Here is a 21,365-nt window from a genome sequence, read left to right as displayed (position 1 = left end):
GCGGAGAAACGAAGTCGGCGCGCGCAACGGCTTGGCCGCTGCGAATTGCTGCCGGTGACTGTCGAGTTGCTGCATACGCATTCTCATGATTGTTATGCCGTCGAAGCCGTGCCCCGCCGTGCAGCGAAGGCCGAGACTCGCAGTCTAACCAACTCGTGCGCCAATTTCGAAACGTTAGTTATTTGTAAGGTTTTCGGGCGTTTACAGCGTGCGGGCCGGATGAACGATGAGCATCGGCCAGGGTGTGCAATGCAACGCAGAAATGCTTGTTTGCGTGCGCGCCTCCGACTGTCTAGATTGGAAGGGATCAACGCCTTGCAAGGAGTCCGCAATGTCGAAGCTGTCGATGCTGTCCGTGCCGGCGTGGTTCGCGCGGCGCGGCCGGGCGAACCGGCCGCCGCCCACGCCGCAAGCCGAAGAGCCCGAACTGCGCGACGCGTCGCGCGCAACCGAGCAGCTCGAACGAATCGCCACCTATGCACGGGCCGGTTACTTCAATATGGGCTACACGCCCGACATGTTTCCGCTAGTGGGCGATCTGCCGCCGCATTGAACCGCGCCACGCGTCTACGCGCGCATTACTGCGCCGCGCTTTCTTCCGAGAAACCCGCTGTGCCGCCAAGTGTGCCGGCGGGCCGGAACTCGCTGGGAGCAACGCCCAGTTCGCGGCGGAACATGTCGCTGAAGCTGCTGGGGAGATAGCCCAGCATGCGCGCCACGGCACTCACGGGCTCGCCTTCCGCGAGGCGCGACACCGCGAGTGCGAGCTGCACCTGGCGGCGCCATTCCGCAAACCCCATGCCAAGCTCGCGCGTGAAGAGCCGCGAGAGCGTGCGCACGCTCGCGCCCACCCGTGCCGCGTGCTGTTCGAAGCCGATATCGGCCGACGGGTTGTCGATCACCGCGCGGCACAGCGTGGCGAGGCGGCGGTCAGACGCATCGGGCAGCGGAATGCGCAGCGTGGAGCGCGGCGCATGGGCGAGTTCGATCGACGCGAGGCGATAGGCTGCGTCGAGCCAGCCTTCGTCTTCGCGCGCGCGTTCCGCGAGGCGCGTGATGAGTTCGCGCAGCAGGCCGTTGATCTCGAACACTTCGCACCGCTCGCTCAGGTGCCGGCTGTCGCGCTCGTGCAGATAGAGGTTGCGCATTTCGACGGCGCTCAGCATGTGGATGGCGTGCTGCGTGCCGGGAGGCAGCCACACGGCGCGCTGCGGCGGCACGACGAGCGCCTCGCGCTCCACCTCGACCCACATCACCCCGGAGACGGCGTAGAGCACCTGCGCCCACGTATGCGTGTGCGGCTCGATCTGGAGGCCGCGCGGGTAGTGGCGTGCGAGCGAACGGCCGCGCCCGGGCTCGTCGTCGAGTTCGGGCGGCGCGGCTTGGGGCATGGGGGGCTCCGGATGACAGGTGAGGAGTGCTTGCCTCGTATGGCGATCATCACGCTAGCATGGTTGGACGTGTGCCGGAAGCACGGCCGTGGTGCTGCCGCACGGCCCCGCTGCGATACGCACCCGTAATATGAGACGATTGGCGGAACGCGCGCTCGCACTCTGCAATTCCCACCCATGAACGCATCCGATCCCGCACTACAAGACGAAGCTCCGCTTGGCCTCTACACCCGCGGCGCCGGCCAGGCGCGCGAATGGTGGCGCGTCACGCCTTCCGAACGCGCGCACATGTATCGCATCGAGCACGGCCAGGGCGACGACGGTGAAGTCGACATCGACACCGAAATCGATCTGGACAATCTCGAAGCGAAGCTGCTCAAGTGGCGTCGCGAGGGCTTCGTTTCCGAAGCGCAGCGCGCCGATGAGGCGCGAGCCACACAAGCGGGCAGCACATTTTCCGCAGCCTTACAGCGGGCCGTCGAAATGGCGCGAGAGGCCAAAGCGGCTCAAGCCAGGCCGAAAACCCACACGCCCACCGTCCGCATCGGCCCTATAGACCTGCCGCGCGGCGAGCCGAACGCGCTGGTGCCGCGCGTGAATGCGGCCTACCTCTTCACCGGACGCGGCGACGACATCGTTCAGGACATCGTAGAAAATCGCCGCGTCATGCTGATCGGCCATACGGGCTCCGGCAAGACGAGCTTCATCGAGCAGGTGGCGGCGCGCGCGGACTATGGCGTGCTGCGCGCGAACATGAACGGCCAGACCACCATTGGCGACTTCGTGGGTTTCTGGACCGTGAAGGGCGGCGAGACGATCTGGGTGGACGGCGTGCTGCCCGTGGCGATGCGCGAGGGCCACTGGCTCGTCATCGACGAACTCGACTTTGCCGAGCCGTCCATTCTCGCCGTCCTCACCGCCGTGCTGGAACCGAACGGCCGCCTGCTGCTCAAGGAGCGCGGCAACGAAATCGTCGAGCCGCATCCGTCGTTCCGCCTCTTCGCCACCGCGAACGCCGCGGGCGCGATGAGCGCGTACCGCCATCTGTACCAGGGCGCGAACCTGCTCAACGAGGCGTTTCTCGATCGCTGGCGCGTCTACCTGTTCGACTATCTCTCACTTGAAGAGGAAACCGAAGTATTGCTGCGCACGCTGCCGGCGCTCACGCGGCCGCTCGCGCACACGCTCGCTGCCATCGCCGCCGACTGCCGGGCCGCGTTCGCCCGCGAGGACCTCGCGAGCACGTTCTCCACGCGGCGCCTGATCGACTGGGCCGAACTCATGCTGCGCACCGGCGATGTCGAACGCGCGGCGGGGCCGGCGATCTACGCGAAGGTGAGCGCGGACGATGCGGCGCTCATCCGCAGCGTCATCCGGCATCACGTGATCTTCGACGCGTGAGTGCGGAGGCGCCTGTGTCCAGCTTGCAGGACGACACACAGAGTTTGACGGCGAGCGCCGATCCCGCGGGCGCGCTCGGCCGCCTGGCGCGGGTGCTGACCGGCGACTCGCGCGTGAACGTGACGTTCGGCGCGGGCGAGCCGCGCGTGGAAGGCGAGCGCTTCGTGCTGCCGGCGCGCCTCGCGAGTGAAGGCGCGAATGAAGCCGCACTGCTCGGCGCGCTCGATTTGCTTGCGGCGCGCCATCGCTACAGCGAAGTGGCGCGTCTCGACACGCCGCAAGCCGGCGTGACGGGGCGCATTGCGCAGGCGATCGAGGACCGTCGCGTGCTCGCGCAGCTCGCGCGGGCGTTTCCTGGTGCGCAACGCTACGCCCACAGCTGGCGTACGCAGCGCGGCGAGGCCGTCGCGCGGCACTGGTCGAAACTGGCGTGGCGCGAGCGCCTTGCCTGGGCAATCGAACGTACGCTGTGGGACGAAGCGCCGGGCGTGCTGGAGCGCGATGCCGCGGCGCTTGCCGCCGCGCTGCGCGCGATCGACGCTCCGCTCGGCGCGGCCCGCGCAAGCCAGTCGACGCGCGCCAGCCTGAGCGCCGCCGCGGCGATCGTGGCGGGCGTGCGCTCGCTCGCGTCGCGCGGCGCGAACAACATGATGCAGACGGCGGGGCCGTCCGAAGGGCTCGACGACGAATCGGCGCGGCTCGCGCGTGCGATGGACGCATTCGGCGAGGAAGACGAGGTCGAACCGCCGGGCGGCGCCGCGCAGCCCGATGACGTCCGCCAGGGTGACGACGGCGCTTCGGCACGCGCGAGCGCCGAGTCCGATTCCGCCTCCGGCGCAGCGCTTTCCGAAGCGGATGCGCCTCACGCCGCCATGAATCGCAGCCCCGCGCCAGGGCGGTCACGTTTGTCGCTCCCGCTGACCACGGCCTACGACGCCGTCACCGATCTCACGGGCCGCGGCGACGACGCCGCCTGGCGCAAGCTGCGCGCCTTGGCGCGCGCGGAGACCGGCGCGCTCAAGGCCCAGCTCGAGCGCGTGCTCAAGGCCGACGAACTCACGCACTGGAAGCGCGAGCAGGAGCGCGGCGAGATCGACCGCGCGGCGCTCGCGCGTCTCGCCGCCTCGCGCGGCTACCGCACGCCGTTTCGCGTGGCGCGTCATGCGAGCGGGCGCGACACGGTCGTCACGCTGCTGCTCGACCTGAGCGGCTCGATGGCGGGTCGCAAGATCGAGCTGGCGCGCCTGTGCGCGGCGGCGCTCGCCGACGCGCTCACGCAACTCGCCTTCGATTCGGAAGTGCTCGGCTACAGCTCGATCGAAGCGCCGGAAATGCGCGCGCGCTACGAGCACGAACGCGCCGCCGGCGCCGATCTGCGGGCCTATAACCGCTTTGTCGAGCGGCTGGATCTGCGCGTGTTCAAGCGCTTCGACTCGCGCGACCTGAGCGGACTCGCGGCCATCGAGTGCGGCCACGAGAACCCCGATGGCGAAGCGCTCGCCTGGGCGGCGTCCCGGCTCGCGCAGCGCAAGGCGCGCCGGCGGCTGCTGTTCGTCCTCTCGGACGGCTATCCTTCGACGAGCGACGGCGACCCGACTGTGTTGCGCAGCGACCTGCTCGCACGCGTGCAGGCGGTCAAGGAGCAGGGCATCGAGCTGGTCGGCATCGGCATACTGGACGACGCAGTCGAGGCGTTCTATCCGCATGCCGTGGTCGTGCGCAAGCTGCACGAGCTGCCGGCCACCGCGTTCGCGACGTTGAGCCGCCTGCTCGCGGGGCGGCCGTACTGAAACCGGGAGGGCAATGGCAGCGGCGCTTTCCTTGCCGGACTGGGCGCATTGCGCTAACTTGAGCAGGGCAGGCGTTGCGCCGCCTGCCAACCCATCCACTGACGAATAGATACAGGTCATGCCAGGCCGCGATTACCGACCCGTGGATTACGACCGCCTCTACTACCGGCTCGATCTGGAGCCGGGGGCGAGCGAGGCGGACATCAAGCATCACTATCGCCATCTCGCGCAGATCCTGCATCCCGACAAATGGCGGCACCCCACGGCCGCCTCGATGCGCTGGGCCGACGACCAGTTCAAACGCGTCAAGGAAGCGCGCGAGCTGCTCGAGGCGTACTGGTCCGTGCATCATGCGCCGCCGGTGAGCCGCTCCGCGCTGAGCGTGGCGCAGGCCGACGAACTGCACGCGCAGATGCAGGCGCTGCTGGCGCAGCGTGAACGCGTGCGCGCCGAGCTGGACGGGCTGCGCGCCGAGCGCACGCGTACCCTCGACGAGATCCAGCGCATGCGGACCGAGCGCGACTCGTTGCACGGCGAACTCACGGGGCTGCGCGACGAAGCGGATGGCGCGCAGCCAGGCGAGCCGCAAGGCGCAACCGCGCCCGAAACCGATGACGTGCACGCGCGTTCAGGCGGCGTGCGCGATTTCCTGTTTGCGAAATTCGACGACCCGTCGCGGGGCTGGCTGCTCACACTCTCCGCGAGCGTGTTCGCGTGCATCGTGATCTTCGTTGCCGCGCACTGGATCGCGGGCTTGCTGCTCGCGCCCATTGCGCGCTTCGAGGTTGGCCGCTGGCTTACGCATATTCTGCAGTGGGCGCTCGTGGCGGGCGGCGTGGTGCTCACGTTCGGCTGGGGCTGGTCGCAGCGCACGCTGTTTCGCGCCGGGCGCGCCGGGCGCGAGCACCCCGTGGCCTTGCCCGCCGATGAAACGCGCCGGCGCGTGAGCGCGGCGTTGCGTCACGAGGCGCACTACGGAGCGGAGTGGAGTATCGAATCGTACGAGGCCGCACCCGACGATACGCAATTCGCGCTGCGTGCGGTCATGCGCTTCTCGCCTGGTTCGCAAACCGCCACGCGACGCCACATGGTGGCGTTCCGCTGCCGGGCGCACACGACCGGCGCCGCGCAGACGGCGCTCGCGTACGACTTCTCCGTGGCGGCGCCCACGTGGTGGCTCGTTCCGGCCGCGCGCGTGGTGCGCGACCTGCGCAAGCGGCTCGACGCCGATCTCGGCGCGCCGCGCTGAAGCGGCATCGCTTTCAATCGACGACGAAAAGCTTCGCACCCGTGCGCGTGTACGACTGGTGCGCCTCGGCGTTATCGCCCACCTGATAGCTCATGCCGGGCGTGAGGACGAACTTGCGCCCGTCGTCGAGCGTAGTTTCGAGTTCGCCTTCGAGGCAGAACAGAATGTGCCCCTTCTTGCACCAGTGATCCGCGAGGTAGCCGGGCGAATACTCGACCATGCGCACGCGGATCGGGTTGGCTTCGTCGCCGAAGAAACGCGTGCGCCAGGTGGCCATGCCCGTTTCCCCGTTGTGTTGGGTGGGTTCGACGCTGGACCAGTCGGTGGTGCCGAAGCGAAATGCGTCCATCTTCATGCGGTTTTCTCCTTGTGCGTTACGTCACAGTGTAGCGGAGCAGGCTCACGCATCGTCGTCGTCCGCCACGCGTTCCCGTTCGTCCACGCGCTTCATGTTATCGAGCAGCTTCAGCAGATAGTGCAGCGTGTGCGTCATGTCGTCCGACGAAAAATTGTCCAGCACGGCTTCGTAGTACGCCTCGATTTTCGGCGTGGCCTGCGCAACCCATAGCTTGCGGCCCGGCCCGGTCATGCAAACGAGGCGCGAGCGGCGATCGCGCGCATCCGCCTGGGTACTCACGTGGCCGTCGCGTTCCATCCGGCTGATCAGACCCGAGAGATTCTGGCGGCTCACCATCAGATAGCGCGCGAGATCGCCCACGCTCATCCCCGGCTGGGCTTCCGGGCGCGAGAGCGCGCCGAGCACCGCCCATTGCTGCGTGGTCAAACCCTCGGCTTCCACGGCGCGCGTGCCGGTTTTATGCAACATGTTTGCGCATTGATAGAGCCGGAAGAAGAGCCGGTTGGCGAGATCGAAGCGGCTTGAATCCTGAATTTTTGGTGTTTTAGGCAAGGGTTTCTCCTGGTGATTCCGCGCTTGTCTTCGACTTGGGTGTTACCTAGTATACGTCAACATATTGACGTAATTCGCGACGGGCCAAAAGGCGGGCCCGGCGTCGAAGGCGTCTATGGTACTGCTCAACCGAATGGAGGATCGCGGTGCGAAAACTCGAAGGCAAGACGGTCGTGGTGACGGGCGGTGGCGGCGGCATCGGCGGGGCGACCTGCCGGCGCTTCGCGGCCGAGGGCGCGCGTGTAGCGGTGCTGGATCTGTCGCTCGAAGCGGCGCTGAAGGTGGCAGGGGAGATTCACGAAAAGGGCGGCCAGGCGCTGGCGCTGCGTTGCGACATCACGAACCGCGCGGAGGTGGAAACGGCGCTCGAGCAAGCGCAAGCACAGCTCGGTCCCGTGGATGTGCTCGTGAACAATGCGGGCTGGGACGTATTCCGCCCGTTCACGAAGACCGAACCGGCGCAGTGGGACAAGCTCATCGCCATCAATCTCACGGGCGCGCTGCACATGCATCACGCGGTCCTGCCCGGCATGGTCGAGCGCAAGCGCGGACGCATCATCAACATCGCCTCGGACGCCGCGCGCGTGGGCTCGTCGGGCGAAGCGGTCTATGCGGCGTGCAAGGGCGGCCTCGTGGCGTTTTCGAAGACCATCGCGCGTGAGCATGCGCGCCACGGCATCACCGTGAACGTGGTGTGCCCGGGCCCGACCGACACTGCGCTCTTCGCCGAATACAAGGAAGGCGCGGGCAACCCCGAAAAGCTTCTCGAAGCGTTCCAGCGCTCCATTCCGCTCGGCCGCATCGGGCAGCCCGACGATCTGCCCGGCGCGATCGTGTTCTTCGCGAGCGACGACGCGAACTACATCACGGGCCAGGTGCTGAGCGTATCGGGCGGCCTGACCATGGCGGGCTAACGCCGACGAACGCGCGCTCTATCGACTACGAAACATCAAAGGCATCGATCATGAACTACGAAGACATTCTCTACGAAGTGCGCAACGGCGCGGCATGGATCACCATCAACCGGCCCGACAAGATGAACGCGTTTCGCGGGCGCACCTGCGATGAACTCATTCACGCGATCAACAAGGCGGGCTACGACCGCGAGATCGGCGTGATCGTCCTTGCGGGTGCGGGCGACAAGGCGTTCTGCACGGGCGGCGACCAGTCCGCGCACGCGGGACAGTACGACGGGCGCGGCACGATCGGCCTGCCGATGGAAGAGCTGCACACGGCGATTCGCGACGTGCCCAAACCCGTGATCGCACGTGTGCAGGGCTATGCGGTAGGCGGCGGCAACGTGCTGTGCACGATCTGCGATTTCACCATCGCTTCGGAAAAGGCCGTGTTCGCGCAGGCGGGCCCGAAGGTCGGCTCGGTCGATCCGGGTTACGGCACGGCGTTTCTCGCGCGCGTGGTGGGCGAAAAGAAGGCGCGTGAAATCTGGTATCTGTGCAGACGCTATCCGGCCGCCGAGGCGCTGGCCATGGGCCTCGTGAACGCCGTCGTGCCGCACGATCAACTCGACGCGGAAGTGCAGAAGTGGTGCGACGAGATCATGGAAAAGAGCCCCACGGCCATTGCGATCGCCAAGCGCTCGTTCAATATGGACACCGCGCATCAGGCCGGCATTGCTGGCATGGGCATGTATGCGCTCAAGCTCTACTACGACACGGAAGAATCGCGCGAGGGCGTGCGCGCTTTCCAGGAAAAGCGCAAACCCGAGTTCCGCAAGTACGCCAAATAAAGGCGTCTCCATGACGATCAGGATGACGAATGAATAGAGCGGGCCGCTTCAAGGAGACACCATGAATCCGTATATCGACGACGACCTCGCCGCGCTCGGCGAGCACGCGCGGCGCTTCGCACAAGGGCGCGTCGCGCCTGGCTTTATCGAGCGCGACACCACACGCGTGCTCGATCGCGGCCTCATGCTCGAAATGGGCGAGATGGGCTTCATCGCGCCGGAATTGCCTGAGCAGTATGGCGGCCAGGGCCTGGGCTGCCTCGCCGCGGGGGTGATCCACGAGGAGATTGCGCGCGCGGACCTGAGCCTCTCGTACATCAACCTGCTTGCCTCGCTCAACGGACAGATCCTCGCCAAGCACGCCGCGCCCGAGATTGCGCGCCCGTGGCTCGAGCGCCTCACGCAGGGCCGCGCGCTGCTCGCCATCGCGCTCACGGAGCCGCGCGGCGGCTCGGATGCCGCGAACCTGCGCCTGAAAATGGAGCGCGTAGGTGATCACTACGTCCTCAACGGCGAGAAGACCTCGATTTCGGCCGCCGATCAGGCCGACGCCGCGGTGGTGTTCGCACGCACCGGCAGCGTGGCAGACGGCGCGCGCGGCGTCTCGGCCATTCTCGTGCCGATGGATCTGCCGGGCGTCACGCGCAACCGCTTCGACTGCCACGGGCAGCGCGCGATCGGACGCGGTTCGATCTTCTTCGAGAATGTGCGCGTGCCGGTGGACCACCTGCTGGGCGACGAGGGCAAGGGCTTCGTTCAGGTGATGCAGGGCTTCGACTTTTCGCGCGCGCTGATCGGCCTGCAGGTGCTCGCCGTGGCGAGCGTGAGCCTCGAAGAAACGTGGGAGTACGTCGCCCAGCGCGAAGCCTTTGGCAAGCCGCTTGCGGCGTTCCAGGGCGTGTCGCATCCGCTCGCCGAATACGCAACCCAGGTGGAGGCGGCGCGCCTGCTGTGCCTGCAAACGCTCTGGCTCAAGGACCGTGGACTGCCGCATACGGCCGAAGCGGCCATGTGCAAGTGGTGGGGGCCGAAGCTCGCCTACGACGTGGTGCATCAATGCCTGCTTTCGTTCGGGCACGGCGGCTACGATCGCGGGCCGCTCGAACAGCGCCTGCGCGACGTGCTCGGCTTCCAGATCGGCGACGGCACGGCTCAGATCATGAAGACCATCATCGCGCGCTCGAACGCGGGCCGCGACGCGGTGCCGGCATGATGCGCGCCGCCTGCGACGTTTCCTGCAACGCCACGGGAGGCTGCATATGGAGTTCGACGCGGTACTGATCGGGCCGCGCCGCGCGCGGGAGGAGGCACGGCGCTGGTGGCCCGGGCGCACCATCAACGACGAACTGGACGCCTGCGTGGCCGAATGTCCGGCGAAGATCGCGCTCACGGCGGTACGAATCGAAGAAGGAGAGAACACGCGCTTCACCTACGCGCAGATGGCGCGCATGGCGGACCGCATTGCCGTGGGCCTGGCCAGGCTCGGTGTCGCGAAGGGCGACGTGGTCTCGATGCAGCTGCCGAACTGCTGGCAGTTCACGCTGCTTTATCTCGCGTGCTCGCGCATCGGTGCGGTGCTCAATCCACTCATGCCGATCTTTCGCGAGCGCGAGTTGTCGTTCATGCTCAACCATGGCGGCAGCAAGGTGATGATCGTGCCGCAGCGCTATCGAGGCTTCGACTACGAGGCCATGATGAGCGCGCTGCGGCCTGAGCTACCCGCCTTGCAGCACGTGGTGGTCGTGGGCGCAACCGACGAAGGCGAGCCGGCGCGCAACAGTTTCGAAGCGCTCCTGAGCGGTCCGCGCTGGGAAGAGGCGAGTGACGCCGAAGCCATCCTCATGCGCAATCGCCCAGGCCCCGACGACGTGACGCAACTGCTCTACACCTCCGGCACGACGGGCGAACCCAAGGGCGTGATGCACACGGCGAACACGCTGTTTTCGAACATCCTCCCTTATGCGCAGGCCATGCGTCTCGGCCGTGACGACGTCGTGCTGATGGCTTCGCCCATGGCGCATCAAACCGGCTTCATGTATGGCCTCATGATGCCGATCGCGCTGCGGGCGAGCGCTGTTCTGCAGGACGTATGGCAGCCCGAGACAGCGCTCGCGCTCGTCGCACAGGAGCGTGCGACGTTCACGATGGCGTCCACGGCGTTTCTCGGCGATCTCGCCCACGCGGCCATCGAGACGGGCACGCGCGTGCCGACGCTGCGGACGTTCTTGTGCGCGGGCGCGCCGATTCCCGGCGCACTGGTCGAACGCGCACGCACGGCGCTGGGGGCGAAGATCGTCTCCGCGTGGGGCATGACGGAGCTGGGCGCGGTGACGCTCACGCGTCTGGACGACGATGACGAACGCGCGTCCACGACCGATGGCGCGCCGCTGCCGGGCGTGGAAGTGAAGGTGGTGGACGAGAACGATCACGCGTTGCCGCCGAACGTAGCGGGCCGGCTTTTCGTGCGCGCATGCTCGGGTTTCGGCGGCTATCTCAAGCGCGCGCACCTCAACGCGACAGATGCGCAAGGCTGGTTCGACACCGGCGATCTCGCGATTGTCGACGAGCGCGGCTACATCCGCATCAGCGGCCGCAGCAAGGACGTGATCATTCGCGGCGGCGAGAATATTCCCGTGGTCGAGATCGAGTCGCTGCTCTATCGTCATCCCGCGGTTGCGCAGGTGGCGATCGTCTCGTACGCGGACGAGCGGCTGGGCGAGCGCGCCTGCGCCGTGGTGGTGGCCAGGCCCGGCGCAGTTGTCGATCTGCCTTCGCTCGTTGGCTTTCTCAAGTCGCACAAGGTGGCCGCGCAGTACTTGCCCGAACGGCTATGGCTGCTCGACGCCATGCCGACCACGCCCGCAGGCAAGGTGCAGAAATTCCGTTTGCGCGACATGCTGCGTGAAGCCGATGTCAGAAAACCTGCCGGAACATCCAGTAAAGACCAGCAGCCAGCGCAATCGAAGCAGGCAACGTGAGCACCCACGCGAGCACGAGGTTGCGCACGGTCCCCCACTGCAGGCCCGAGCCGTTCGCGGCCATCGTGCCCGCCACGCCCGAAGCGAGCACGTGCGTGGTCGACACCGGCAAGCCGTAGACATCGGCCATGCCGATCGTGATCATGGCCACCGCTTCGGCCGAAGCGCCCTGACCATAGGTGAGATGTTGCTTGCCGATCTTTTCGCCTACCGTCACGACGATGCGCTTCCAGCCCACCATCGTGCCGAGACCGAGCGCGAGAGCCACGGCCACCTTCACCCAGGTCGGAATGAACTTGGTCGAGTGGTCCATCTGCTTGCGGAAGGTGTCGAGCACTTTGGCGTCCCCGGGTGACATCTCGGGCGCCTTCGCCTTTTGCATCAGGCGGATCGCTTCGCTCGCCACGTACATGTTGTTGCGCACGTTGTCGACGATCGCGTCGGGCACGGTCGCCATCGAGCCGGAAAGGGCGACCTGGTCGGCGATGGTATCGGTGAGCTGGCGCAGCGCGGGCAGCGTGGCGGGCGTGAGCTGGCGTGTGCGCACGAACGCCTCGACCTCGGCGCGCGCGTTGTCGGGCGGCGCGCCGTGCGCGTATCGGCCTAGCGTTGCGGACGCCTCGCGCGCCACGACCACGAACGCCGCGGTTTGCTCGGGCGTGACGGCCTTGTTGAGCGCGTAGGCGGTCGGCACGACGCCGATCAGGATCAGCATGATGAGGCCCATGCCTTTCTGGCCGTCGTTCGAGCCGTGGGCGAACGAAACGCCGGTGCAGGTGAGGATGAGCAGCGTGCGGATCCAGAGCGGCGGCGCCTGGTTGGCTTTGGGTTCGGCATAGAGCGCGGGCACGCGCACGAGCAGCTTGAGCACGAGCAGCAGCAGCCCGGCCATCACGAAGCCGACCACGGGCGAGAACAGCAGCGCCTTGCCCACGCCCGCCGCCTGGTCCCAGTCCACGCCGCTCGTGCCCGAAGGCCCGCTGATGAACTGGTTCATGATCCCCACGCCGATGATCGAGCCCACGAGCGTATGCGAACTGGATGAAGGCAGCCCGAAATACCAGGTGCCGAGGTTCCAGACGATGGCGGCGATCAGGAGTGCGAACACCATGGCGAAGCCTGCACCGCTGCCGACCTGAAGGATGAGTTCCACCGGCAGCAGTTGCAGGATGCCGAACGCGACCGCGCCGCTGGAGACGAGCACGCCGATGAAATTCCACGCGCCCGACCATGCCACCGCGAGATGCGGATCGAGTGAGTTCGTGTAGATGACGGTAGCGACGGCGTTGGCGGTGTCGTGAAAGCCGTTCACGAACTCGAAGCCGAGCGCGATGAGGAGCGCAAGCCCGAGCAGGATGAAGGCCAGCGCCGAGCTTTCGCGCACGGCGCGCAAATCAACGACGAGATGATCGATGACGTAAATCGCCCCGGCCGCAATGACCGCGAGAAATAGGGCGATGCCAATACCGCGGCGGCGTGCGCTCGGCGCGCGGTAGGGGGACAAGGGTATGTCCGGCATGAAAGCGTGGTGGCTCTGGTCAATCCGCTTGGGGAAACGCCTCGGCGCAGCGTATGCGGGTTAGCAAACGTGCGTGGCGCGGTGCCGCGTCGGCACGCTGGAAAAGCGCTGCGGACGAGACGACGCAGTGTCGCACAATTGACAAAAATCAGACACGGACGTGACGTCGCAATGGGTCTGCGCACGGGCGCGCTTTTGTGACTTTTCACAATCACCTTATCCGCTTTCCCAGTTCTCCCGGCGCGGCCAAGCCCGTAGCATGGGCGTGAAACGCGGCACCTCGCATACAAGCCGCGAATTGAATTCATGGAGACGAACGTGTCGAAAGCCCCCTGGCTCGCCAGCTATGGCGAGATTCCCGCTACCATCAATCCCGATCGGCATCCGTCGCTCGCGCATATGTTCATTGAGGCGATGCGCGAACATGCGCACCGGCCGGCATTGCGCGCGGGCGACGCCACGCCGGGCGACGCTTCGCTCAGCTACGCCGATGTCGATCGTCTCTCGCGCGACTTCGCGGCGTATCTGCAGCACGTCGGCGTGAAGAAGGGCGACCGCGTCGCCGTGATGTTGCCGAACCTGCTCGCGTTTCCCATCGCGTTGATCGGCATCGTGCGCGCAGGGGCGGTGCAGGTGAACGTGAATCCGCTCTATACGCCGCGCGAGCTTCAGCACCAGCTGGTGGATTCCGGCGCACAAACGCTCGTGGTGTTCGAGGGTGCGCTGCCCACTTTCGATGCGATCAAGGCGCATACGGCCGTGAAGACCGTGCTGAGCGTTGCTGCAAGCGATTGCGCAAGCGCGGGCGGCGAGCGCGATGCGCAGCCCGGCTCGTTTGCGGCGGCCCTCGCACAGGGCGCCGGCTTGCCGTTCGAAGCCCCCGCGTTGTGCGGCGACGATCCGCTCTTCCTGCAATACACGGGCGGCACGACCGGGCTTTCCAAGGGCGCGCTGCTCACGCACCGCAACCTCGTTGCCAACGTCGAGCAGTTCAAGACCTTCATGCCGGGCTTCATGAACCCGGGCGAGGAAGTCGTCGTCACCGCGCTGCCGCTCTATCACATCTTCGCGCTGACGGTGAATCTGATCACCTACTTCTCGATCGGCGCCGACAACTGGCTCGTTGCGAATGCGCGCGATCTGGGCGGCATGATCGACGTGTTCAAGGCCGCGCGGCCCACGAGCTTCATGGGCGTGAATACGCTCTATGCGGGTCTCGTTGCGCATCCGCGCATCGGCGAGGTCGATTTTTCGCGGCTGCGGCTCGCGGGCGGCGGCGGCGCGGCGATCATCCCCACGGTGTCCGAGCGCTGGCAGGCCATTACGGGCGGCTTCATCCGCGAAGGCTACGGGCTTTCGGAGACGAGCCCGGTGCTGTCGTTCAATCCGGGGAGCGTCGATCGCTTCACCGGCACGACGGGGCTGCCGGTGCCCTCCACCGACGTCAAGCTGATGAACGACGGCGTCGAGGCCGCGCCAGGCGAGCCGGGCGAGATCTGCGCGAAGGGCCCGCAGGTGATGCAGGGCTACTGGAACCAGCCCGAGGCCACGCGCGCCGCGTTTACCGACGATGGTTACTTTCGCACCGGCGACGTGGGCGTGTTCGACGCGCGCGGCTTCCTGCGCATTGTCGATCGCTCGAAGGACATGATCCTCGTTTCGGGCTTCAACGTGTATCCGAATGAAATCGAGGCGGTCGTGACCGCGCTGCCGGGCGTGGCCGAATGCGCGTGCGTGGGCGTGGCCGACGAACGAAGCGGCGAGGCCGTGCGCGTGTTCGTGGTGCCCGCGCGTGAGGCGGCGCTGAGCGAGGAAGCCGTGATCGCACATTGCCGGGCGCAACTCGCGGCGTACAAGGTGCCGCGCGTGGTGAGCTTCGTCGAGGCGCTGCCGAAGTCGACGGTGGGCAAGATCTTGCGGCGTGAATTGCGCGACGCGGGGTGAAGCGCGGGAGGGGGCGCGCACCGCGGCATTCAGCGCGGCGACGCGCTCTTCGCCTTCTTCACCCCGAGGCGTCCCTTCTTCTCCATCTTCTTGCCATCGCTCTGGGCACCCTGCGTCGCCCCACGCAGCTTGAGCGCGATATCGAGCCGCGCGATCCAGTGCGCGTCGGTGAGCTTCGCGCCCAGCAGCGTCTCGATGCGCTCGAGCCGGTAGTCGAGCGTATTCGGATGCACCCCTAACGTTTCAGCCGTCTGGCGCCGGCGCTGCCCACTGGCGAACCACGCTTCGAGCGTGGCGAGCAGGTCCGCCTCTGTCGCCAGTTGCTCGGCGAGCGAGACGAGATAGCGCAGCACGTTGGCGCTGCTGCGTACACTCTCCTCGATGGCGATCGATGAAAAGCGGTGCACGCGCCCGGCGTTGCTGTTCTCTTCACCTTCATCCGCGCGGCTGCCACGCGGCGCAAAGTCCACCGCCTTGAGCGCCTCTTCCACCGAGGCCGCCCAGCCGCGCGCCCCTTCGTTCATGAGCCCGATGCCGATGCTGCGCACACGCGGCTCGGCGCGCGCGAGCGCGGCCGCATGCTCGGCCACGCGCTGATCGTTGCGCGTCATCGAATCGCCCCGCACGCACGGCAGCCAGAACACCAGCCGCTCGCGGTGCCACGCACGCACGAGCGCGTCGGGCTTCAGTTCGAAGTGCCGCGCGGCGCTGAGTGCGAATCGGTCGAGCGCGTCCTCGCGCACCGAAGGCGCGTGGTCGCGCAAGTCCAGATCGACGGCGAGCGCAATGCGCGGCAGCGTGGCGTCGAGGCCGAGCGCCTCGACGGTCTCGCGAAAACGTGCGGCGTCGTCGGGGGCATGGAACACGAGGTCGTAGAGCTGCTGCAGCAGCGAGCCGCGCCAGCGCGCCTGCTGGTGCTGCTCGTCGAGATAGGCCTCTGCGATGTGCTCGGCCATCGCATCGAAGTAATCGAGCAGATAAGGCGAAATATCGAATAGCAGTTCGTGCGCGAGCGCCGGGTCGGCCTCGGCAAGCTCCGTGCAGGTGCGCCACAACTCGCGCGCGCCGAGGCGAAAGGCGCGCAACAGCGAGCGCAGCGGCACGTTCTGGTGCACGCGGCGGCGCGCGAACGCCGCGGTCTGGTCCATGACTTCGGCGGTAGGCGGCGTGCCGTCGAGCAGGCACTGGAACCACAGGTTCGCGGAAAACGCGATCGACGAGAAGATGTCCTTGCGCGCCGCCGCCGAGAGCGCGCTATAGCCTTCGAGCGAGAGCAGCGTGTCGTAGGTGCGCTGGACCGCCTTGGGCTGGGTCTTGGCGAGCGTGCGAAGCCTGCTGCGCAGGCGTGGGCTGATGGCGGGAACGGGGGGCGGCACGGTGAGTTCGCGGAGTCGCGCGGGTTCGTTTAGGCGATACCCGCGAGTGTACTCAGCGCCGTGCCGCTGCGTCGAGGGGCTGCAGGCGAAACCGGGGGCCGTGCAGGCGACCCCCGGCGGTGCATCGGCACAACGATCAGAACAACAGCGCGATACCGGCCATGCCGACGAACTGCGAGCGCGTGGACGAGGGCGTCGAGTTCTGCGAGTCGCCCACGGCCGGGCTCGCGTTGACGATGTTGCCCGCGCCGTTCGCGCCGAGCGTCTGGCCGCCCGCGTGCTGGTAGGCCTGCAGCGCATAAAGCGTGGTGCGCTTCGAGAGGTGGTACGACTCCTTGAGCGAGTACTGCTGATAACGCGCTGCGCTCGTGATGCCGTTGGCCTTCGAGGCCAGCGTATAGGCGAAGCCGCCGCCCACGTCGAAGGCCGGCGTGAAGCGGTACACGGCGAGCGCCGCCCAGGTGTTGAAGATGGCCGTGTCGTGGAAGATCGACTTGCCGCCCGCAATGTACTGAACGTTCGAATACGACGCGCCGAGGACCAGGTTGCCGATCGTGTAGTTGCCGCCAGCCGCGATGTGCTGGACCGCGTTCGCCGAGACATAGCCCGTGTTCAGCGAGGACTTGCCGAAGCTGCCGGTGGAGGAGCTGTCGAATCCGCTCGTCAACTGCGCGTTGTCCATGCGCAGGATGGCCGCGGCGAGGCTCACCGGGCCGGCGGAATAGCGCAGCGCGGCGCTCCACGTCTGGCCCTTGCCGGTGCTGCCCGCAATGCCGCCGAGCGCGTACATGGCGCTGGCCTGCACGCCGTAAAAGATCGGCGAGGTGTAGGTGGCTGAATTGTTGATGCGTACGGTCGTGTCGAGACCGTCGATATCGCCGGGGTGCGCGCCGGTTGCGCCCGTGAGCCACGAGCTTCCCGTGAGCGGCCCGACGAACAGGTAATACGGCGTGTACTGGCGGCCCGCCGTGAACGTGCCCAGGTTCTGGTTCTGCAGGCCCACGTAGGCCTGGCGATTGAAGATCAGTCCGCTCGACGACAGCGCGCCCGAGTTGAGGTCGAAGCCGTTCTGCAGGTCGAAGATCGCGAACGTGCCGCCGCCGAGATCTTCCTTGCCCTGCAAGCCGAACTTGGACGCATACAGGTTGCCCTGGCGCAGATAGACGTTCGAGTGGCCGTTCTGGTTGTTGACGTAGGTAATGGCGTCGTCGACGGCGCCGTAAAGCGTGACGCTGCTTTGCGCGAACGCGGGGCTGGCCACGAGGGCCGCGCTGGTGGCGAGGAACGTGCCAAAACCAAGGCCTGCTTTCTTCATCGTTGTGTGTCTCCGGGTGAGATTTGGACTGCTTATATTTTTCTTTGCTACGCCGCCTGATTTTCAGGTCGATGCGGCGTGCGTACTGCTGCGCGAAGTGACTACGGTGACTGCGTTTGAATCAATCCTGCGGGTTGCGCGCGTCTTGTGTGGCAAGTGCGCGCTGGCGCGCCTGGGCCGCGAGGCGCACGGCGGCGTTGGGCGCGCCGTAGCCGTCGTAGCCGCCGCGCCGCTCCACGATCTCCAGGAAGAAGCGCTGGTCGAGCGTCTCCGTGTAGGCGTGCAGGAACTCGCCGCCGCGCTCGTCGCGGTCGTAGAGCAGGTTGTGGTTGCGCAGCGCGTCGAGAAACTCGGGGTCGAGGGCATGGCGCGCGTCGAGATCGTCGTAATAGTTCACGGGTACGCGCAGGAGCGGCACGCCCGCCGCCTCGAATTCGGTCACGGCGCGGAAGATGTCACCGGTGTTGAACGCCACGTGGTTCAGGCCCGTGCCGTGGTAGGCGCGCACGGTCTCTGCCGCGGCCGTGTGCTGGTCCACCGAGGCGTTGAGCACGACGCGCAACCCCCGGTCGCGGCTCATGAGCGCGCGGCTGCGCACGAGGCCGTACGGGTCGGGCAGCAGCACGGCGGGCGTCGCTTCGAGCCCGAACGCCGACTTCAGGAACAGCACCCACGAATCGAACGAGCCGGCGGGCAGTGAAAGGCTCACGTGATCGATGCCCGCGATCGGTCCCACTTCGACCGGGCCGTCGATATCCGTGAGCGCGAAATCGGCTTCGAAGAGGGTGGGCTGGCCCGGCTCCTCGTTAACGAAATAGTTAAGACTGCCGTCCGGCCCCTGGACGGCGGGTACCACGCGCTCGTTTGGACCCACGCGGCCCGAGAACGGCTGGTAGCCAAAGCCCGCCGCGCGTTCGAGTGCAAGGCGCGCATCGTCCACGCGAAACGCCGAGGCGCAGAGCGAGAGCCCATGGCGCTGGAAAAACGCGCCGGCGAACGAGTCGGGCTCGGCGTTGAGCACGATGGCGGCCGAGCCGTGCTGATAGAGCGTGACGTCCTTCGAACGATGCTGGCCCGCGCGGCGGAAATGCAGCTTTTCGAGCCAGTTCGCCACATGCGCGCGCGCGGTGTCGTCCACGGCGAACTCGAGGAATTGCCACTGCGCGTTCGCGGGCGCGGCGCTCGGGTGGTAGAGCGCGCTCGCATCGACATGCTCCGCCTGCAGGGTTTCGCGCGTGAGCGATTCCAGCAGCAAGAGCGAGCGGTGGCCGTCGGCGGCGGTGGCGGCGGGCGGCGCGCCGCGAAAGCCGTCGTTGAAGATTTCGAGCGAGAGCGGGCCCGTGTAGCCGCTTTTCACCACCTGCGCCGTGAAATCCGCGAGCGCGAAGTCGCCCTGGCCCGGGAAGCAACGATAGTGCCGGCTCCATTCGAGCACGTCCATCTGCATTCTCGGTGCATCCGCGATCTGTACGAAACCGATGCGCGCACCCGGAATCGCGGCAATGCCGTCGGGCGTGTCGTCGAGCGAGAGCGTGTGGAAGCTGTCCAGCGCGAGCGTCAGGTTCGCGTGATCGACGGTGTTGACGAGCCGCCACGCGTGGCCGTAGGTGCGTACGTGGCGCCCCCATGCAAGCGCCTCATAACAGATCGTCACGCCCGCTTCTCCGGCGGCTTGCGCGAGCGCGCCAAGCTGTTCGGCGGCGAGGCCGTCGTCGCAGATCGTGTCGGGCGAGACATTGCTGCACACCAGCAAACGGTCCGTGCCCAGTTGATGCATCACGTCGAACTTGCGCTTCACGCGTTCGATGTTGCGCGCGAGGCGCTCGGGCGCGACGCCCTCGAAATCGCGGAACGGCTGGTACAGCACGATATCGAGGCCGAGATCGCCAGCCATGCGGCGCACGTCGGCGGGCGAGCCTTCGAAATAGAGCAGATCGTTCTCGAAGATCTCGACGGCGTCGAAGCCCGCGGCGCGGATCGCGGCGAGCTTTTCGGCGAGCGTGCCGCTGATCGACACCGTGGCGATCGAGCGGCGCAGCGCGCGAGAGGGGGTGTGGAGCGGCTTGGACATGGGCATGGCGAGCGTGCAGACGGCGACTTCGGTGTTGAACAAGGGTCCGGTGCGGCGGCATGGGGCGGGCGTTTAACTAACTGGCGCACCGCAGACACACTTGCCGCTGGAGTGTCCGAAGGATACGCCAAACTAACTAGTTAGTACAAATTCTGGCAAACCCCAGGTGACCGGTGCACCGCTTCGCGGCACACTGGCGGTCATGCGGTGAACATGCAACGATTCTTGAGCATGCGCCGTGCCGGTCGTCAAGCTGTTCTGGAGTGTGTGTAATGGGAATGCCTTCGGTGCTGGTCCTGAACGGGCCGAACCTGAATCTGCTGGGAACGCGGGAGCCCGCGATCTACGGCGCTGAAACGTTAGATGACGTTGCCAACCTGTGCCGCGAAGCGGCGGGGCGTCTTGGGCTCGAGATCGATTTTCGCCAGTCGAACGCCGAGCATCAGCTGATCGACTGGCTGCATGAGGCGCGTACGCGCGTGGACGGCGTCGTCATCAATCCGGCTGCGTATACCCATACGTCGGTGGCGATCGCCGATGCGCTTTCCGCCATCGCGAAGCCCGTGATCGAGGTCCATATCTCGAACGTGCACAAGCGCGAGGCGTTCCGGCACCATTCCTTCGTTTCGCCCATTGCAGAGGCCATCATCGTCGGCTGCGGCACGCAAGGGTATGTGCTCGCGCTGGAGCGCATGGCCACGCTGCTCGCCAGGAAGGTGACGAAATGAGCGGTCAGACCAACGCCAAAACGAATGCGCTGGGCGCGCGCGCAACCGCCAACTCGTTTCTCTGCGGCCTGATCGGCTCGGGCATCGGCGGCTCGCTCACGCCCGCGATGCAGGAGCAGGAAGGCCGCGAACTCGGCTTCAATTATGTGTACCGGCGCATCGACCTCGAAGCGCTGAAGCTCACGCCCGCCGCGCTGCCCGATCTGTTGCTGGCAGCCGAGCGCATGGGTTTCGACGGTTTGAACATCACCTATCCGTGCAAGCAGGCCGTGATCGAACTGCTCGACGAACTGTCCGACGACGCTCGCGCGCTCGGCGCCGTGAACACGGTGTTGTTCCGCGACGGCAAGCGCATCGGCCACAACACCGACTGGTCGGGTTTCGCGCGCGCGTTCCAGCGCGGCCTGCCCGACGTCTCGCTCCAAGCGGTGGTGCAGCTGGGCGCGGGCGGCGCGGGCGCGGCGGTCGCACACGCGGCGCTGCAGATGGGCGCCCAGGCGCTCACGCTGTTCGACGTGGACGCCTCACGCGCCGAGTCGCTCGCCGGCGAATTGCAGGCGCGGTTCCCGGCGGCGCGCGTGAGCGCGGGCGGCGATCTGCGCGACGTGCTCCAGCACGCCACCGGCCTCATCCACGCCACGCCCACCGGCATGGCGAAGTTGCCCGGCATGCCGCTCCCTGCGGAGTATCTGCACGAGCGGCTGTGGGTGGCGGACATCGTGTATTTCCCGATCCGTACCGCGCTGCTCGAAGCGGCCGAGGCGCGCGGCTGCCGCACGCTGAGCGGCGGCGGCATGGCGGTGTACCAGGCAGTGGATGCGTTCCGGCTGTTCACGGGTGTCGAGCCCGACGCGGAACGCATGTATGCGCATCTGCAATCCATGCTGGCGGCGAATGTTGCCAGCGCCGGCGAATAACAACGACAGCGCGCGGCGGGAGTAAGCGC

Annotated in this window: 18 protein-coding genes; 11 read left to right on the top strand and 7 right to left on the bottom strand. The window is 66.8% G+C overall.

The window, feature by feature from the left end; translation table 11 throughout:
* The first annotated feature begins 331 nt into the window (after positions 1-331).
* Positions 332-553 (top strand): hypothetical protein, encoded by a 222-nt coding sequence (locus A3CW_RS53365; protein ID WP_035513484.1) that lies wholly within the window; start codon positions 332-334, stop codon positions 551-553.
* Between the two features lie 25 nt (positions 554-578).
* On the opposite strand, the gene A3CW_RS0121435 is transcribed toward A3CW_RS53365, so the two are convergent.
* Entirely contained in the window at positions 579-1,391 is an 813-nt protein-coding gene (locus A3CW_RS0121435; protein WP_028205398.1) for an AraC family transcriptional regulator, read from the bottom strand.
* 177 nt (positions 1,392-1,568) lie between these two features.
* On the opposite strand from A3CW_RS0121435, the gene A3CW_RS0121430 reads away from it, so the two are divergent.
* The 3 genes from A3CW_RS0121430 to A3CW_RS0121420 all read left to right on the top strand — a co-directional run bounded on the left by A3CW_RS0121430 (position 1,569) and on the right by A3CW_RS0121420 (position 5,831).
* On the top strand, positions 1,569-2,792 hold the full coding sequence (locus A3CW_RS0121430) for an AAA family ATPase (RefSeq protein ID WP_028205397.1): 1,224 nt from the start codon (positions 1,569-1,571) through the stop codon (positions 2,790-2,792).
* Positions 2,793-2,806: 14 nt separating this feature from the next.
* Complete coding sequence (locus tag A3CW_RS0121425) at positions 2,807-4,582, top strand: cobaltochelatase CobT-related protein (RefSeq protein WP_028205396.1); 1,776 nt, start codon at positions 2,807-2,809, stop codon at positions 4,580-4,582.
* 118 nt (positions 4,583-4,700) lie between these two features.
* A complete protein-coding gene (locus tag A3CW_RS0121420; RefSeq protein ID WP_028205395.1) occupies positions 4,701-5,831 on the top strand; it encodes a DnaJ domain-containing protein in 1,131 nt (376 codons plus the stop codon).
* Positions 5,832-5,844: 13 nt separating this feature from the next.
* Here A3CW_RS0121420 and A3CW_RS0121415 read toward each other — a convergent pair whose 3' ends face one another.
* Together A3CW_RS0121415 and A3CW_RS47095 are read right to left on the bottom strand one after the other, a co-directional pair.
* Positions 5,845-6,186 carry a DHCW motif cupin fold protein gene (locus A3CW_RS0121415; protein ID WP_028205394.1) on the bottom strand — a complete coding sequence of 114 codons (342 nt, stop codon included), beginning with the start codon at positions 6,184-6,186 and terminating at the stop codon, positions 5,845-5,847.
* A gap of 45 nt (positions 6,187-6,231) precedes the next feature.
* Positions 6,232-6,657 (bottom strand): MarR family transcriptional regulator, encoded by a 426-nt coding sequence (locus A3CW_RS47095; RefSeq protein ID WP_081771745.1) that lies wholly within the window; start codon positions 6,655-6,657, stop codon positions 6,232-6,234.
* 230 nt (positions 6,658-6,887) lie between these two features.
* Between A3CW_RS47095 and badH the strand changes: the two genes are divergently transcribed.
* The 4 genes from badH (at position 6,888) to aliA (ending at position 11,466) form a co-directional block, all read left to right on the top strand.
* On the top strand, positions 6,888-7,655 hold the full coding sequence (gene badH, locus A3CW_RS0121405; RefSeq protein WP_028205393.1) for a 2-hydroxycyclohexanecarboxyl-CoA dehydrogenase: 768 nt from the start codon (positions 6,888-6,890) through the stop codon (positions 7,653-7,655).
* Between the two features lie 50 nt (positions 7,656-7,705).
* Positions 7,706-8,488, top strand: a complete 783-nt coding sequence (badI, locus tag A3CW_RS0121400) for a 2-ketocyclohexanecarboxyl-CoA hydrolase (RefSeq protein ID WP_028205392.1) — start codon at positions 7,706-7,708, stop codon at positions 8,486-8,488.
* 61 nt (positions 8,489-8,549) lie between these two features.
* Entirely contained in the window at positions 8,550-9,701 is a 1,152-nt protein-coding gene (gene aliB, locus A3CW_RS0121395; RefSeq protein ID WP_028205391.1) for a cyclohexanecarboxyl-CoA dehydrogenase, read from the top strand.
* A gap of 46 nt (positions 9,702-9,747) precedes the next feature.
* On the top strand, positions 9,748-11,466 hold the full coding sequence (gene aliA, locus A3CW_RS47090; RefSeq protein ID WP_051481617.1) for a cyclohexanecarboxylate-CoA ligase: 1,719 nt from the start codon (positions 9,748-9,750) through the stop codon (positions 11,464-11,466).
* Here the strand turns inward: aliA and A3CW_RS0121385 are convergent.
* A complete protein-coding gene (locus A3CW_RS0121385) occupies positions 11,402-12,985 on the bottom strand; it encodes an inorganic phosphate transporter (RefSeq protein ID WP_028205390.1) in 1,584 nt (527 codons plus the stop codon). The genes aliA and A3CW_RS0121385 overlap by 65 nt on opposite strands.
* 318 nt (positions 12,986-13,303) lie before the next feature.
* Here A3CW_RS0121385 and A3CW_RS0121380 point away from each other — a divergent pair, with 318 nt between their 5' ends.
* Positions 13,304-14,929, top strand: a complete 1,626-nt coding sequence (locus A3CW_RS0121380; protein WP_028205389.1) for an AMP-binding protein — start codon at positions 13,304-13,306, stop codon at positions 14,927-14,929.
* A gap of 29 nt (positions 14,930-14,958) precedes the next feature.
* Here the strand turns inward: A3CW_RS0121380 and A3CW_RS47085 are convergent, their stop codons facing one another.
* The 3 genes from A3CW_RS47085 to A3CW_RS47080 all read right to left on the bottom strand — a co-directional run bounded on the left by A3CW_RS47085 (position 14,959) and on the right by A3CW_RS47080 (position 19,658).
* On the bottom strand, positions 14,959-16,305 hold the full coding sequence (locus A3CW_RS47085; protein WP_063750853.1) for a PucR family transcriptional regulator: 1,347 nt from the start codon (positions 16,303-16,305) through the stop codon (positions 14,959-14,961).
* A gap of 136 nt (positions 16,306-16,441) precedes the next feature.
* The gene (locus tag A3CW_RS0121370) at positions 16,442-17,620 is read right to left on the bottom strand and encodes a porin (RefSeq protein WP_028205388.1); all 1,179 of its coding nucleotides are present in this window, start codon (positions 17,618-17,620) and stop codon (positions 16,442-16,444) included.
* A 121-nt stretch (positions 17,621-17,741) separates the two neighbouring features.
* Entirely contained in the window at positions 17,742-19,658 is a 1,917-nt protein-coding gene (locus A3CW_RS47080) for a bifunctional sugar phosphate isomerase/epimerase/4-hydroxyphenylpyruvate dioxygenase family protein (protein ID WP_051481630.1), read from the bottom strand.
* Between the two features lie 305 nt (positions 19,659-19,963).
* Here A3CW_RS47080 and aroQ point away from each other — a divergent pair, with 305 nt between their 5' ends.
* The gene (gene aroQ, locus A3CW_RS0121360) at positions 19,964-20,419 is read left to right on the top strand and encodes a type II 3-dehydroquinate dehydratase (RefSeq protein ID WP_028205387.1); all 456 of its coding nucleotides are present in this window, start codon (positions 19,964-19,966) and stop codon (positions 20,417-20,419) included.
* On the top strand, positions 20,416-21,336 hold the full coding sequence (locus A3CW_RS47075) for a shikimate dehydrogenase (RefSeq protein WP_035513480.1): 921 nt from the start codon (positions 20,416-20,418) through the stop codon (positions 21,334-21,336). The genes aroQ and A3CW_RS47075 overlap by 4 nt, the downstream gene beginning before the upstream one ends.
* Positions 21,337-21,365 lie beyond the last annotated feature (29 nt).

The organism is Paraburkholderia nodosa DSM 21604, assembly GCF_000519185.1.
Taxonomy (GTDB): Bacteria; Pseudomonadota; Gammaproteobacteria; order Burkholderiales; family Burkholderiaceae; genus Paraburkholderia; species Paraburkholderia nodosa.
The sequence above is the reverse complement of the archived record's forward strand: the minus strand, read 5'-3'. Positions and strand labels throughout refer to the sequence as shown.